This is a genomic window from Aquamicrobium aerolatum DSM 21857, from assembly GCF_900113935.1.
Taxonomy (GTDB): Bacteria; Pseudomonadota; Alphaproteobacteria; order Rhizobiales; family Rhizobiaceae; genus Aerobium; species Aerobium aerolatum.
The window spans coordinates 26,930-41,587 of record NZ_FORF01000022.1 but is presented as its reverse complement, the minus strand read 5'-3'; the positions used below and the strand labels follow the sequence as shown (position 1 = coordinate 41,587).

Here is a 14,658-nt window from a genome sequence, read left to right as displayed (position 1 = left end):
GAAACCGGAGGCATTTTGATGACCCCACGTTAAGGGGTCCCGTTTGGACGAAAATCACCCCTTAAACAGGGTCCTCATTCCATGAAAAATCACAGACATCATCCGTCCTCCGCTACCATCAAATCGCTAGTGCGATTTAACCGTCATCTTAGCGTTTTTTATTATAAAACTCTGACACATATCGAGTTTTGTCCGGTAATTGCGGGACAAGAGTAGTGTGTCTTGAGCGTGCGATTTCAATCGGTGCGCTGGTGCATCGGACGATGTTCTCGACAGCGAATGTCGCTATCTAGTCGTGCATGGATCAATGACGAGCGCCTATCCGCTAACATGAAATAATCAAATAGCCCGGCGATGCTATTTGCAGCGCGGGCTATTCGGTAACTTGAAGCGTCTGAAGTGAACGCTTTACGCGTTGAGCGCACTGGCGCCTGCCTGGTGCGCGCGATGCTGGATTTCGTACTGAACAGCATCCTGAAGGCTCAGGATCTGCTCGCGAATCGTGTCGTCATTCAGTCCGTCTGCACGCAGCCCAGAAACAATTCCGGCTATGCGCGTACGCCAGTAGGTGTTGGCTTGAGGGCCGTGAACCTGATCGAGTTCATCGGCGATTGATCGGATCAGTGAAATACGCCGCGCAAGCGGGAATGGAATCGAGTTGCTCATGATTCACATGTTCGTCTGATTGTGGTTTATCAATTGTAAACACGCGAGAACATGATCCATCGTTGGGCCGCCGTTTCGAACTGCGGCAGAAAACAGGGCGATTTCAACGTCGAGTCGAACGAACTTCATCTGGAAAATGCGCTTGCACGGTCAAACTCGTGTCTTTTCGCATTTGCGGGGTTGAGTTCATGGAGCCGCAAGATTATGTCTCCAGTCAAACTTCTCCGGTCACAGGGTCCATGAAACCGCGTATCGCCGTCCTCGGATGCGGCTATTGGGGTTCCAATCACATCCGCACGCTGAAATCGCTTGGCGCCTTGCACGCCGTCTCTGATGCCAATGCGGCTCGGGCGGAGGGCTTCGCCAGCGAACAAGAGTGCCTTGCGATTGCGCCCGATGAGCTGTTTGAGCGTCAGGATATTGACGCGATTGTCATGGCATTGCCGCCGCAATACCATGCTGATGCTGCTATTCGCGCCGTCGAAAGCGGCAAAGACGTGCTCGTTGAAAAGCCGATCGCGCTGAATGTAGCGGACGCTGAGCGCGCTGTGGCGACGGCTCGCGCCCGGAACCGCATTTTCATGGTCGGCCATGTCCTTCGCTTCCATCCCGCCTTCGAGAAGCTCAAGGAGTTGATCGACACCGGTGAGTTGGGAACGATCAAATACATCCACTCGCACCGTCTTGGGCTGGGCAAGTTCCACACCGAAAGCGATGCTTTGTGGGATCTGGCCCCGCACGACCTGTCGATGATCCTTGCGATTACCGGCGCAGCGCCAATTGATATTCGCGGGGAGGGGGCAGCACTTCTGGACCACCTCAGCGATTTCGCGCATGTGCACATGCGTTTTCCTGGCGGATTGCGCAGCCATCTGTTTGCATCGCGGCTCAATCCATATCGTGAGCGGCGCCTTACCGTTGTCGGCACCAAGGCGATGGCGGTATTCGATGACGTCGAGGCGTGGGATCGCAAGCTGGCGGTCTATCGCCATGCGGTCTGGCAGGACAGTGGGCACTGGGCGTTCACGACACATGAGCCGTCATATGTTCCGGTCGAGCCGGGCATGCCTTTGACGCGTGAACTGGAGCATTTCATCCAGTGCATCGAGACGCGCCAGGAGCCACGCACTGATGGTGACGAAGCCATCGGCGTCTTGCGCATTCTGACAGCAGGCTCTGTGACGCACGACTGATCTGGTCGCGGACCCATTCACTTAAAGATCACTGATGAAGATGATCCATCCTCGAAAATCGAGGATGGAAAATGTCTGCTGAGTGCTTACGCGCTCTGGCGCTGCGCCGGCATGGCTGCCAGGCGGGAGAGCATCGCTTCTGCCTCGGCGTCGCGCTCCGAGCGCTCAATGAACCCACCGCCGAAAACGCGGGCGTGGTTGCCGTCGTCGGAATAGAGCACGCAGGCCTGTCCGGGCGCGATGCCGCTCTCACCGTCGACCAACTCGACCCAGGTCATGCCATCGCGACGATGCAGAACCGCCGGGCGAGGGGGGCGCGTGGAGCGAACCTTGGCGAAGACTTCAATGCCTTCCGGTGCAGTTGCGACAAGCGGTTCGTCGCCCAGCCAGTTGAAGTCGCGCAGGAAAATCTTGTGCGTCTGCAAAGCCTCTCGCGGTCCGACAATGACACGGGCGCGTTCAGCGTCGAGGTGGACAACATAAAGAGGCTCGCCGGAAGCGATGCCGATGCCGCGTCGCTGACCGATCGTATAGTGCAGGATACCTTCATGACGACCGAGCACGCGGCCATCAATGTGGACGATGTCACCCGGATTGGCCGCCGCAGGCTGAAGCTTGGCGATGATATCCGAATATTTTCCCTGCGGCACGAAGCAGATGTCCTGACTGTCCTGCTTGGTGGCAACCGACAGCCCCATAGCTTCGGCCGCTTCGCGGACCGCCGGCTTGGAAAGGCCACCGAGGGGAAAGCGCAGGAAGTCGATCTGCTCCTGTGTGGTGGCAAACAGGAAGTAACTCTGGTCGCGGTCGGCGTCGACAGGGCGATAGAGTGCGCGATGTGCCCCGTTCTGCTTGCTGCGGATATAGTGGCCGGTGGCCAATGCGTCAGCGCCCAATTCGCGCGCGGTAGCAAGAAGGTCGGCGAACTTCACGGTCTGGTTGCATGAAACGCAAGGGATCGGCGTCTCGCCAGCCACATAGCTTGCCGCGAACGGATCGATCACTGCCTTGCGGAAGCGCTCTTCATAATCGAGCACATAATGTGGGATGCCCAGCGTTTCCGCCACGCGCCGAGCATCATCGATATCTTGACCAGCACAGCATGATCCAGCACGGTGAACCGCCGCACCGTGATCATAAAGCTGCAGCGTCACGCCCAGAACGTCATATCCTTCCTGTTTCAGCAGGCCGGCAACGACAGATGAATCCACGCCGCCGGACATGGCGACGACGATACGTGTGTCTTCCGGGCGACCGGGAAGATCGAGGCTGTTCATGGTTCTGGCTCCATCTGGGCCGATTATCAGTCTGGCTGGCGGGGCGGCTGGCTCTCTTGCCGCCTAAATGTCGCTCCGCGCAAGATACGTCAAGGGCGCGCACTTCACCAGTATGTGTGGAGGGCAGAGATAATCGTTCACATTTGACTAAACTGGCCGCCCAAACCCTAACGCGGGATTCATACTCGTTACTTAAGCATTAGGAGGCGCTTAGGCAATTTTTAAAGCTGACGCGCTAATGTGGTGTCGATTGGTTCCTTGAGTTTGTGTAGAGAGTACGATGACCGATCTGGTTAGACCGCGGGTAAAATATGTCATAGGGCCAGATGGCAGTCCGCTTACTGTCGCAGATTTGCCGCCTACAAATACGAGGCGGTGGGTTATTCGACGGAAGGCGGAAGTTGTCGCGGCGGTTCGTGGGGGGTTGCTGAGCCTTGAAGAGGCTTGCCAGCGCTACAAATTGACGGTCGAGGAATTCCTGTCCTGGCAGGCGTCCATTGACGAATACGGCCTTGCAGGGCTGCGCACAACGCGCATCCAGCAGTACAGGCACTAGTTCAGGTTTGTTCGCCCGGCAAATTGCGGTCGGGTGCGCAGGCTGACTAGGAACAGTCGAGAATTGATGAGGGCCGTGTCGTCGAAACGATACGGCCCTCATGGTTTGTGACGATGAATGTCAGCGCAGCATAGCGGACAAAAAGGGGCCATCTGGCCCCATTTAATGCGTGTCGCGTCCTGCCGGGTTCGCTAGACACGCCTAAAGTCGCGAATGTCTTTATCCGAGACCGGTTCCCACTTTCGGGAGATATGCGGCAAGATCACCCGATCATTGCCGATCTGCCGGTGTCGACATCTCTGCCTTTCACATCGCGAGATTCTAGCATCTGAGCTTTTTCCAGCTCCGACTGGGCTTCTTCGAGAGCATCTTCTGCGGCCTGACGCTGTTGTTGAAGATCCGTCTGCGAATTGTTGAGATTGTCGCGGCGCAGCCGCGCGGCCTTGGCAAAGGTCGGATAAGCAAAATGACTGGTATCTGTGATGCCAGCCTTCTTTTCCTCGGAAATGATCTGATTGTCGAGTTCGTCGGCCATGCGCTTGAACTCGGCGATCATCAAGTCGAGTTGCAAGAGCTGCTTCCGCTTCTCGTTGACCTGAAACTGCTTGAGCCGAACCAGGTTCTCACGTGGTTTCATCACTTGCTACTCCCGAACGCGTACTCAGCGCCGAAAACGCCGGCGCACTCCTACAAAAAACCTCTGTGCAGGGATTATTCGCACAGAAAGCAAACAAATTCCTAATGCGGCGCGTCGCTGGTAACCATTCGTTTACGCGCATTGTTAATCATAGGGGTGAGGACTTAAGGGCGGGTAAAGAATGCCGCATCTGGGGTCGCAAGTCGTAAAGTGACTCATTTTGAATCGCTTGCGATAATTTATTAACGCAACACATTAACTTTTAGATTCTGTGATTGCGGAATGAATTCAAAGGGATGCAGGGGAAAGCTGAAAGAACCGAATATCGCTTGCAATTGGGAATCATATTTTGTTAACCATTGCGTGGCAGCCTCGGATTCAGGCGATCACTGCTCCAAGTGCCGGAAGCTCGCCAAACCTGCTTTGGCGGCGTGAAAAGGGGACATAAATGCGCGTTCTGCTCATTGAAGACGATAGTGCTACGGCGCAGAGCATCGAACTGATGCTGAAATCTGAGAGCTTCAATGTCTACACGACTGACCTCGGCGAAGAGGGAGTCGATCTTGGCAAGCTCTATGATTACGACATCATCCTGCTGGATCTGAACCTGCCGGACATGTCGGGCTACGAAGTGCTGCGCACTCTGCGCCTTTCGAAAGTCAAGACCCCGATCCTTATCCTGTCCGGAATGGCTGGCATTGAGGACAAGGTTCGTGGCCTCGGCTTTGGCGCCGACGATTACATGACCAAGCCGTTCCACAAGGACGAGCTGGTTGCGCGCATCCATGCCATCGTTCGGCGCTCCAAGGGACACGCACAGTCGGTCATCAACACTGGTGATTTGGTCGTCAATCTGGACGCCAAGACGGTTGAGGTTGCAGGCCAGCGTGTGCATTTGACCGGCAAGGAGTACCAGATGCTCGAGCTGCTGTCGCTGCGCAAGGGCACGACCTTGACCAAGGAAATGTTCCTCAACCATCTTTACGGCGGAATGGACGAGCCAGAACTGAAGATCATCGACGTCTTCATCTGCAAGCTGCGCAAGAAGCTTGATGCCGCATCCGGTGGCCAGAGCTTCATCGAGACGGTCTGGGGCCGCGGCTATGTGCTGCGTGAGCCGGAAGAAGTCCGCGAAAGCGCCTGATTTAGACGTTCCGCACCAGCGACGGGTTCCGTTTGTAACCCAGTCCGAGATATTGATGAAAGCCGCTGCCTGTTCAGCGGCTTTTCTGCTTTTGGGAACGTGGCAACGCTCCTTAGGACGCTATGTCCATCTCGCGGAACTGCTCCAGCAGTTGCGTTCGGTCGAAGGGCTTGAGGATGTATCCCTTGGCGCCTGCGCGTTTGGCGCGCATGATCGCACCTACGTCGAATTGGATCAGGCAGATGTGGATGCTCGGCTTCGTGAGCGGGTGAGCGGCCATTGCCTGGCGAATGAAGTCTTCGACTTCCATGTCGGGCAAGGTCGTGTCGACGATGATGATTTCCGGCATGTGTGACCGGCACATCGCAAGAGCGTCTCGGCCATTGGACGCTTCGATGACTGCAAGATCAGGTCCAGACAGGATCCGCTTTGCCACTTTCCTGATGATGTTTGAATCATCAACGATCATGCAACGTTTCATCATACCACCCCCTGGTATTTGTTTCGCGCCTGTCTGTCCGTTCGCCGCGCCCACGGTGCGACACCTTAGGCTTGGCAAGGTAAAAGACAGGGTAAGGGGTTAGCTGAACCGTTGGTTAATCCACGAAGACGAACGGCCGCGAACTTGTCGCGGCCGTTGATGATGTTCGGTGAAAAAGAGGGTGGTCGGGTGCCAGCCTATTCGGCTGTCATCACGATCTCTTCGGCGCTGGCATGGATCGAGATTTTCATGCCCGCCTCGCGTGCCAGCAGCAGCGTATAATATGGCTGCACCGAATGGGCATCGATGGGCTCTTCTGGCTTGACGCCCGAATGCAGCTCGAGGAAACGTGCCGGGACGCGAACCATCGGCCCCTTTGCAGTCAGCGTAAAGCGCGGCGCTGTGTCGACGTCATGAAGCTCGACCGTCAGCTTGCCGCCGCGCGGAATCGTGACATTGGCGATCATCAACAGGTTGAGAAGCAGCTTGACCTTGTTCTTTGGCAGGAGGGCACGGGTTCCCTTCCACTCCAATTCCGGCTTCTCGTTGGCAAAAAATGCCTGCGCTACTGCCTCTGCATCGCCGGTGTCGATCTGCATTCCGGCCGAGCCTGCCGCGCCGAAGGCGATACGGGCGAACTGGAGCCTTGCGGATGCGTTGCGCGCACTGGTCTTGATCAGGCGCATCGCATCTTCATCGGCGCCGCCCTCTTCGAGCAGTTCGAGGCCGTTGTTGATGGCGCCGACAGGGGAGATGATGTCGTGGCAAACGCGGCTGCAAAGAAGCGCAGCAAGGTCAGGTGCGGAAAGGGTCAGAATGTCGGCCATATGGAGTGTCCCCGTGATGCGAAAAAACAAAGTGACCTGATTGGCGGGTCGCGGTTCGATGCGCGCGAATCAGTCGTGCAGCGGTTGCGTAGAAGTTACACAGGCGGCGCGCCATCACAAGGAACCGGCAGCGGTTCGCGGCAACGGCGCGCGTCCTGACGTTCCAGCTTTCTCAACCGGTGCGCATGCGTGTTCGAAAGCGTGGCAATGGTTAATGGTTGGATAAGGTTTGCGTCATAGTTTGGCTGTGATTGGCGGGTCGATACGGCCTTGGAGCCGTCCGCCCGGAGGTGCTCCGGAGCGGTCCGATACGGAGAGTAAAAGCCATGTTGAACAAGCTGCATTTCAGAAATCTTCTACGCAGTTTAGGTGCACTTCTTCTGGTCGTCGTGCTCACGGCGGGACAGTCTGAGAGAGCCGCCGCCGATGCGAGCGGATCATTCAGTGCGCAGGAAATCCTCGATTCCGGACATCACTTCTTCGGTTCGACCTCCGGTGGTCTTGCGAGTGTGGTGGAGCAGATCTTCTCCTCCTACGGCATGCCCAACGGGTATATTCTTGGTGAGGAAGGGTCCGGGGCTCTGATCGGCGGGCTGACTTTTGGCGAAGGAACGCTCTACACGAAGAATGTCGGAGATCATCCGGTGTTCTGGCAGGGACCGTCGATCGGCTGGGATTTCGGCGGTCAAGGATCCCGGACGATGATCCTGGTCTACAATCTGGACAGCGTCCCCAGCCTTTATCGACGGTATGCCGGTGTTGCCGGATCCGCCTATGTGGTGGCTGGTCTGGGATTCACGGTCCTCAAGAACGGTCCGGTCATGCTGGTGCCGGTACGTACCGGTGTTGGCGCTCGGCTGGGACTTAATGTGGGCTATCTGAAGCTGACGCAGTCGCCAACCTGGAATCCGTTCTGATATAGTTGGACCGGTAACTGCATCTTTGGTGGCGAGGACTGGATTCTCGTCCCTGCAGTGTGGCAGAAAGAAACCCGCATCGAAAACTGACCTTGCGACGAGAATGGACTTGCAGCAGTGATCCAGACGGCGCTTTTTTTCATTCTCGGCTTTCTCAGCGCTGTTTTCCTGGCACTGCTGGTGGCGCCGGCCATTTGGCGACGGGCGGTGGTGTTGACTCGCCAGCGCGTTGAAAACTCTCTGCCGCTGACGATGGCCGAAATCCAGGCTGACAAGGATCGGCTGCGTTCCGAGCATGCGGTTGCGACACGTCAGCTTGAAATGACGATCAAATCCCAACACGACAAGATCGCCGCTTTCATGATTGCGGAAGGCCACAAGCGAGAAGAGGCTCTCGCCCAGGCTGAACAGCTTGCTGAAAAAGCTTCCGTCCTTGAGAAATATGAAGAGCAGATTCAGGAACTGCGCGACAAGATCGAGGCTGGTGCCGCGCGCGAGAGTGATCTGAGTGCCGAGATAGCGGCGCTGCAGGACAAGGCTGGAGCGCAATCTGCTCATGTCGAGAAGTTGGGCCGCATGTATGATGAGGCCAGTTTTTCTGCATCGACACGGCAGATCGAGATGGTTGCGCAGGAAACGAAACTGGCAAAGCTTGCGGACGATGTTGCGCTATTGCGATCAGACCTTAAAGCCGCTCACCAGCGCAAGCGTGAGGCTGAGGTGGAAGCCAAGTCTCTCAATGTTGCGTTGAAGGATGAGCATAAGAAAGTGGTCGGACTTGAAAACAAACTGGCGCGCATGACCTCGACCTTGACCGATGCGGAAGAGCAGGGCGAGCGTCGTGACAAGGAACTCGCCCGTCTGCGCGAACAGTTGAAGAGCAAGGCAGGTGCGTCTGCTTCCAGTGCAGATCTGGATCGACTGGAAGCGCGCGCCAGCAAACTTGTCGCAGAGAACAGGCGTTTGCGCACCGCTCTCGAAAGCGGTCAGGGGCAGGGCGCAGGTTCAACGGAGAGAGAGTTCCGCGACACGACAATGTTGCGTGAGCAGATCGGTGCGCTGGCCGCGGAAGTCGTTCACCTCACCGCTTCGCTGGAGGGGCCGGACTCGCCGATCTACGGGGTCATCGACGCCGACAAGCAGGACCTTGCCAACAAGGTTTCACAGCGCAGCCTTGCCGATCGAATCCGAGCGTTACGCGCAGCGGAGACCGCGCGCAGAGACTAGCGCATGTCTTGATCCTGAAACCGGTCCCCGTTTTCGGTGGGTCAGGTTCACGCGCCGTGCCACAGTCGGTGGAGTGCGATGGCCGAAGCCGCCGCGACGTTCAAGCTGTCGAAGCTTTCAGACATAGGAATTCGCACGGTTTGCATTTGATCCATCAGCAGTGGAGGCAGCCCCTCTCCTTCGGTCCCCAGGTACAACGCGTTGCGACGCGCTGCAGCTAATGCGCCGATGTCGTCTTTGCCGGAGGGCGATAGCGCCAGCTGGCGAAAGTCGTGCTCCGCAAGGGTTTTGGAGATGTCCTGGTGTGTTGGCAATACAGCGTAAGGCACTTGAAGGACCGCACCGACGGAGACTCTGATCGCCTTTCGGTAGAGGGGATCGCAACTGCTGGCATCGAGCAGGACGGCGTCCGCGTTGAATGCAGCTGCATTGCGGAAGATTGCGCCGACATTATCATGATTGGAGATGCCCACAAGCGCGACCACAAGCGCTTGATCGGGAAGGCCGGAGAGGAGGGCATTTGCGTCTTCGGCAGGTCGCTTTCGCCCGAGCGCGAGTATACCGCGATGGATATGAAATCCGGCAATCGCGTCAAGAACTGACTGTGTCGCAACATAGACGGGCATGTCGACGGGCGCGGTTGCGAGAGTCTGCTGCATTCCTACCAGTCGCTGCTCGAGGATCAGCACAGACTCGACCTCGAAACGCCTGCTGTTGAACAGGACGTTCAGCACCACCTTGCCTTCTGCGATGAACCGGCCCTCGCGTCCCACGAGATCTCGTTCGCGAATCGCACGGTAGGGTGCGATGCGCGGATCGTCCTGGTCCACAATGTGAGCGACCGGGTTCATCAGGAGTTACGCGATCAGTTCTGCACGCGCGCAGTGTAGCCTGCGGCAGTCAGGGCATCCGCGACAGTCTGCGGTGCAGTGCCGGTGCCCGCCGTCACGATGGCAGAGCCATTTGCGAGGTCCACTGACGCCATGCTGATTCCTGGCTGGGCCAGCAGGATGCGTTCGACCGCCGCCTTGCAGCCTCCACAAGTCATGCCTTCGATATTGAGACTGATTTCCATCTCATCCTCTTTTTTGACTTTGATCGACGGTGTGCTGTCGCACGCCTGCGATTGAGATAGAGATTCCAGTAGGTGGAAGGTCAAGAATGCACTTGTGCTTGCCAACCCGGCAATGGGGTCAGGAGCCGGAAGCTTGCGCACCAAATAAGCTATCCAGCGTCATCATGATCTTTTTCACCTGCAGCGAATTGCATGAATAGTAAATCATCTGGCGGTCCCGGCGTGTCTCCACAAGGTTCATTCCGCGAAGTTTTGCCAGATGCTGGGAAAGAGCCGATTGGCTCAATCCGACTTTTTCAGCAATTTCTCCAACCGAAAGCTCTGATTCAAGCAGGTGACATACGATTGCCAATCGTTTTCCGTTGCTGATCGCTGACAAAAAACCAGCCACCTCGTCGGCGTTGTCGACAAGTTGTTCCGAAATCATTTCATCCCCATTGCCGCATGATCCGGCGACGCCGAGGGGTATGACGTCGTACGGAACACAAATCAGGTGCCCGCATCCTCGTCGCGCGCACTTGATTGGACCGTAAACAGAAGCGCGCCGATCACAAGTGAATATGGGCGCGCGTTGGGTTCGTACAGAACTTACTGTTCAGCCTGTGGCGTTTTTGCCAGACCCTGCCGTGCCTCGATCGCCATTGATACCAGCCGCTTGTGCATGTCTGTTGCGTCCGCCAGCGGTTCGGTGAAGAATATGCGCATCACCCGGTCACCTGCTGCAAGGTCGAAACCGTCCGGGTCAACGCCGGTCATGGTCCAGTTCGCCGCTTCCGACGCTTTGCCAAACCATATTGCATAGTTTGCGACGGCGTCGGCGTGATCCTCGTTCATATGGCCAACGGCGCCGGCTTCAGCCGCAGCGACGGCTTCAAGCGCGGGCGCTTGCGTTAGCGCGTTTTCACGGGTCAGCGCATATGCACGGGCAAAGCCACCGTTGAGGCTGATCGTCTGGACTTCAAGCCGGAAAAACGAAAAATCGCCAAGGTCGACGTAGAGTTTCGACTTGGGGTTATGGGAGAGGAACCGCCAGCGAATTCTGTCGTAGCCGGGATCTTCGCGCCCGACCTTTTCTGCACGGCAAGTTATGGTCATGCGTGCGTGAGCCAGCGGGTCGCCCTTACCAGTCTCGCCCAACAAAAGAGAGCAGCGCGGGTCGGCCTCAATACCTCTGGTGTGAGCAGCCAGACCGGAGACCAGAATCACCGGTGTTCCGTCATGGTCGCTGGCAACTGCGACGCGGGTGGCGACAGGCGCGCCAGTCTCAGGATCGAGGACGGCAATGGCTCCATAACGCGACGTGCGCAGCAGCGTCTTTGCCAGCCCGATCGCTTCATCGTCCGTCTCTCGAAGGACGTCTTTTTTCTTTTCCACCTTGGCTCCGATAACTTGACTAAAGTAGTCCTATTATCGGCCGATTGTGCCCCGCTTTGCAAGCTCGCCTATCTCATCCAGGGTCAATCCGAATGCACCCAGCGTCGAATTGGCGTCTTCGATGATGGCTGTTGTTGCCGTGCTTGCGGTGCGGGAAAAGCGAGGAGCGGGGGCAGGGCGAACCATCGCGTCGCTGTGCAGGTGTGTGGTCCTTGCCTTGTTGTGCGGATGGTCAGGGGCTTCGGTGAAAGACAGCACGGGCGCCACGCACGCGTCGGTTGATTCGAACAGCTGGCTCCATTCATCACGGGTCCGCTGCACGATCCGCTCGGCGATTGCACTTCTCATCGCGGGCCATTGGACCTGATCATATTGTGCGTTGGAAAACCGTTCTTCGAGCGGCAGCAATTGACAGAACTCGGCAAAAAACTGCGGCTCCAGGCACGCGACGGCGACATATTCGCCATCGGCACATTCATAGGTGTCGTAGAATGGTGCGCCTGAGTCGAGGAGGTTCGTTCCGCGTTTCTCGCTCCAGATCCCGGCGGCGATGAAGCTGAAGAAGGGAGCGGCCAACATCGACGCGCCGTCGATCATTGCGGCATCGATCACCTGACCTTGCCCGGAGCGTCCACGCTCCAGCAGCGCGGCGAGAATGCCCATGATGAGGAACATGGTGCCGCCGCCATAATCGGCAGCAAGGTTCAGCGGTGGCACAGGTTTCCCGCCTTTTGTGCCGATGGCTCCGAGCGCGCCGGACAATGCCAGATAAGTCAGGTCGTGGCCGGCCTTTTGAGCCAGGGGACCATCCTGCCCGAAGCCGGTCATGCGTCCATATACCAGCCGCGGATTGACCTCGTGCACGGCCTCCGGGCCAAGCCCCAGACGTTCCATGACGCCGGGGCGAAAACCTTCCAGCAATGCGTCTGCCTGGGCGATGAGGCGCATCACCAGCGATGCGCCTTCGGAAGATTTGAGGTCTATGCGGAGGATTTCCCGGCCATGACGGTCGAGATCGAGCGGGGGGGGTAGGTCGAGAAACGCCCTGCCGGATCCAAGTCGCTCTATTCGAACGACTCGCGCGCCAAGCTCTGACAGGATCAGGCCGGCGAGAGGCACCGGCCCCAGCCCGGCCATTTCAATGATGGTGAATCCGGCCAGCGGGCCGGATTTTCCTGTAGCTTTCTCCACGGTGCGCTCGCCCCTGATTATCGAGGAGCCATGCGGATCGCCCCGTCAAGGCGGATCACTTCGCCGTTCAGCATCTGGTTTTGGACAATCTGCAGGGCAAGAGCGCCATATTCTGCCGGCTTGCCGAGACGCGGCGGGAAGGGAACCTGTTGTCCGAGCGAGGCCTGTGCCTCTTCGGGCAAGCCCGCCAGCATGGGGGTAAGGAACAGACCCGGTGCAATTGTCATGACGCGAATGCCGGAGCGCGCCAGATCCCGGGCGATGGGAAGGGTCATTCCGACAACGCCGCCTTTCGATGCGGAATAGGCAGCCTGACCGATCTGGCCGTCATAGGCAGCAACGGATGCCGTGTTGATGATCACGCCACGCTCGCCGCCATCCCGCGGATCGAGCTTTTCTGCGCGAACAGCAAATAGCCGGATCATGTTGAAGGTGCCAAGCAGGTTGACTTCCAGGACTTTGCGGTACGCGTCAAGCGGATGTGCGCCGTCCTTGCTGGTCGTCTTCATTGCGATCGCGATGCCTGCGCAATTGACCAGAATCCTGGCTTCGCCGAGCTTGTCTGCAACCGTTTCGAACCCGCTTTCCGCGCTCTCTGCGCTGGAGACGTCACATTTGATCGCGATTCCGCCGATGTCGTTGGCAACCGCTTCGGCCGCCGACATGTTGACGTCGAAGATGGCGACGTTTGCGCCGTTTGCGGCGAGTGCGCGTGCTGTTGCCTCACCAAGGCCGGAACCACCACCTGTGACGACGGCAATTTGTCCTGCTGGGTTCATGAATGTCCTCCAAATATACTCTGAAATGCAGCGATCAGCTGCAATCTAGAGCAGGTTCTTCGATAGTGGTACCGAAATCAATTCAAGTTGGCGGGTGGACCAAAGACAGCCATGTCCTTGTCCAGCAAGGTCTATGATTCTGCATTCGCCAGTTTGAGCGTAGATTGCGTGTGACGACGATCATTGGCAATCTTGCCAAGCACCACCATGTTCCGGCCCTGAGCTTTTGCCTTGTAAAGAGCATCATCCGCTGCTGCCAGGAGATGATGGAGGGGGCCGGTGTTGCCGGGTTCAGTAGCGAGCACCGCCGCACCGATACTGACCGTCACGCCTATCGTTTCGCCATCAGGTGTCGGGAAGCGCATCGTCTCGACGGCAGCACGAAGGCGCTCGGGAACAGTTGTAATGTCGTCTTCGGATTTCACATTGCAGAAGGCCGCAAATTCTTCTCCACCGACGCGCCCAACAGGTCATCGCTGCGCAGCGCAGAACTCATCGCGATCGTCGAATTCCGCAACACGAAGTCTCCCGTGGCGTGTCCGTATTGGTCGTTGATAGCCTTGAAGTGATCGAGATCGATCATCAGTGCGAAAAAAACGGACCGCGTCGAGTGCCCCTTGGCCAGTTTCGCCTCACTCATTTCGAGAAATGCGCGACGTGACAGAGTTCCGGTGAGGGCATCATGTTGAACAATATGCTGCAGGCGCTGGAGCAAGTCGTTTCTCGCGCTGTCAACGATCGCAACCGCAAGTGGGGCTAGTGCAAGAAACGCCATGCCGAGCCGGATCGACACTGTCACCAAAGTATCATTGCTGGCAGGCAAAGAGGAAATGCTGCCGGTCGCAGTTGCAATGAGACTTGCCAGGCAAAATGCCATTGTCACGACGGACGTCGTGAACAGGTTGTAAGCCAAGGCACACCAGATCAATGCGGGCATTGGATAAACAAATGCCCCTGGTCCTCCAACGAGAAAGCCGCCGGTCGTCGCGAGCGCCAGGGTTGCTGCTGGCATCCAATCGCGGATGCGGAATTCGTAATTGTGCAGTGTGGACCACAAGGTGCCGGCTGAAGGGGCGGTGAGGATCACTGGGAGTATGATGATCGAATTGACGAGATCTGAGGTGAACCAATAGGCAAAGCCGGTCAAAAGGCTTTGTCCGAACAGAATGTGGGAGGCGGCGCTACCGGTGACGCCGGTTGTCGCTGCGGCGATGCCGCAGATGCAGAACATGCTGACTACAGACATCGGTCTGCGAAGCTGGCGATCCTCCGCGTCCAGATGTTTGAAGAGATGATATCCGACTGCCACCCCGG

General features: G+C 57.4%; 16 protein-coding genes and 1 pseudogene. 5 read left to right on the top strand and 12 right to left on the bottom strand.

Annotation, left to right across the window (positions count from 1 at the left end; translation table 11 throughout):
• Nucleotides 1-408: 408 nt before the first annotated feature.
• Nucleotides 409-666, bottom strand: a complete 258-nt coding sequence (locus BMZ42_RS15460; protein ID WP_091524252.1) for a DUF6074 family protein — start codon at nucleotides 664-666, stop codon at nucleotides 409-411.
• A 239-nt stretch (nucleotides 667-905) separates the two neighbouring features.
• Here BMZ42_RS15460 and BMZ42_RS15455 point away from each other — a divergent pair, with 239 nt between their 5' ends.
• A complete protein-coding gene (locus BMZ42_RS15455; RefSeq protein WP_091524249.1) occupies nucleotides 906-1,859 on the top strand; it encodes a Gfo/Idh/MocA family protein in 954 nt (317 codons plus the stop codon).
• A gap of 86 nt (nucleotides 1,860-1,945) precedes the next feature.
• Here the strand turns inward: BMZ42_RS15455 and mnmA are convergent, their stop codons facing one another.
• A complete protein-coding gene (mnmA, locus tag BMZ42_RS15450) occupies nucleotides 1,946-3,136 on the bottom strand; it encodes a tRNA 2-thiouridine(34) synthase MnmA (protein ID WP_091524247.1) in 1,191 nt (396 codons plus the stop codon).
• A 280-nt stretch (nucleotides 3,137-3,416) separates the two neighbouring features.
• Between mnmA and sciP the strand changes: the two genes are divergently transcribed.
• Nucleotides 3,417-3,692, top strand: coding sequence for a CtrA inhibitor SciP (sciP, locus tag BMZ42_RS15445; RefSeq protein WP_091524245.1), 276 nt, complete (start codon nucleotides 3,417-3,419; stop codon nucleotides 3,690-3,692).
• 262 nt (nucleotides 3,693-3,954) lie between these two features.
• Here the strand turns inward: sciP and BMZ42_RS15440 are convergent, their stop codons facing one another.
• On the bottom strand, nucleotides 3,955-4,329 hold the full coding sequence (locus tag BMZ42_RS15440; RefSeq protein WP_091524242.1) for a flagellar export protein FliJ: 375 nt from the start codon (nucleotides 4,327-4,329) through the stop codon (nucleotides 3,955-3,957).
• A gap of 448 nt (nucleotides 4,330-4,777) precedes the next feature.
• Between BMZ42_RS15440 and ctrA the strand changes: the two genes are divergently transcribed.
• A complete protein-coding gene (gene ctrA / locus BMZ42_RS15435) occupies nucleotides 4,778-5,473 on the top strand; it encodes a response regulator transcription factor CtrA (RefSeq protein WP_091524239.1) in 696 nt (231 codons plus the stop codon).
• A 112-nt stretch (nucleotides 5,474-5,585) separates the two neighbouring features.
• On the opposite strand, the gene BMZ42_RS15430 is transcribed toward ctrA, so the two are convergent.
• Together BMZ42_RS15430 and chpT are read right to left on the bottom strand one after the other, a co-directional pair.
• Nucleotides 5,586-5,954: a response regulator gene (locus tag BMZ42_RS15430; RefSeq protein WP_091524258.1), complete on the bottom strand. Its 369-nt coding sequence runs from the start codon at nucleotides 5,952-5,954 to the stop codon at nucleotides 5,586-5,588.
• Between the two features lie 197 nt (nucleotides 5,955-6,151).
• A complete protein-coding gene (chpT, locus tag BMZ42_RS15425) occupies nucleotides 6,152-6,781 on the bottom strand; it encodes a histidine phosphotransferase ChpT (protein ID WP_091524237.1) in 630 nt (209 codons plus the stop codon).
• Between the two features lie 326 nt (nucleotides 6,782-7,107).
• Here chpT and BMZ42_RS15420 point away from each other — a divergent pair, with 326 nt between their 5' ends.
• Nucleotides 7,108-7,698: a DUF1134 domain-containing protein gene (locus BMZ42_RS15420; protein ID WP_091524234.1), complete on the top strand. Its 591-nt coding sequence runs from the start codon at nucleotides 7,108-7,110 to the stop codon at nucleotides 7,696-7,698.
• Between the two features lie 117 nt (nucleotides 7,699-7,815).
• Nucleotides 7,816-8,925 (top strand): coiled-coil domain-containing protein, encoded by a 1,110-nt coding sequence (locus BMZ42_RS15415; RefSeq protein ID WP_091524232.1) that lies wholly within the window; start codon nucleotides 7,816-7,818, stop codon nucleotides 8,923-8,925.
• 47 nt (nucleotides 8,926-8,972) lie between these two features.
• Here the strand turns inward: BMZ42_RS15415 and BMZ42_RS15410 are convergent, their stop codons facing one another.
• From BMZ42_RS15410 to BMZ42_RS18515, 7 genes and pseudogenes are all read right to left on the bottom strand, one after another.
• On the bottom strand, nucleotides 8,973-9,776 hold the full coding sequence (locus BMZ42_RS15410) for a TrmH family RNA methyltransferase (protein WP_091524229.1): 804 nt from the start codon (nucleotides 9,774-9,776) through the stop codon (nucleotides 8,973-8,975).
• A 14-nt stretch (nucleotides 9,777-9,790) separates the two neighbouring features.
• Nucleotides 9,791-10,141, bottom strand: a complete 351-nt coding sequence (locus tag BMZ42_RS17820; RefSeq protein WP_244523290.1) for a heavy-metal-associated domain-containing protein — start codon at nucleotides 10,139-10,141, stop codon at nucleotides 9,791-9,793.
• Nucleotides 10,119-10,427 carry an ArsR/SmtB family transcription factor gene (locus BMZ42_RS15400; RefSeq protein ID WP_091524222.1) on the bottom strand — a complete coding sequence of 103 codons (309 nt, stop codon included), beginning with the start codon at nucleotides 10,425-10,427 and terminating at the stop codon, nucleotides 10,119-10,121. Before BMZ42_RS15400 ends, BMZ42_RS17820 begins: the two co-directional genes overlap by 23 nt.
• 161 nt (nucleotides 10,428-10,588) lie before the next feature.
• Nucleotides 10,589-11,374: a HugZ family pyridoxamine 5'-phosphate oxidase gene (locus BMZ42_RS15395; RefSeq protein WP_091524219.1), complete on the bottom strand. Its 786-nt coding sequence runs from the start codon at nucleotides 11,372-11,374 to the stop codon at nucleotides 10,589-10,591.
• Nucleotides 11,375-11,407: 33 nt separating this feature from the next.
• Complete coding sequence (locus BMZ42_RS15390) at nucleotides 11,408-12,565, bottom strand: CaiB/BaiF CoA transferase family protein (RefSeq protein ID WP_280139877.1); 1,158 nt, start codon at nucleotides 12,563-12,565, stop codon at nucleotides 11,408-11,410.
• A 17-nt stretch (nucleotides 12,566-12,582) separates the two neighbouring features.
• Nucleotides 12,583-13,344, bottom strand: coding sequence for a 3-hydroxyacyl-CoA dehydrogenase (locus BMZ42_RS15385; protein ID WP_091524215.1), 762 nt, complete (start codon nucleotides 13,342-13,344; stop codon nucleotides 12,583-12,585).
• A gap of 131 nt (nucleotides 13,345-13,475) precedes the next feature.
• A pseudogene (locus tag BMZ42_RS18515) lies at nucleotides 13,476-14,119 on the bottom strand (GGDEF domain-containing protein).
• Between the last annotated feature and the right edge of the window lie 539 nt (nucleotides 14,120-14,658).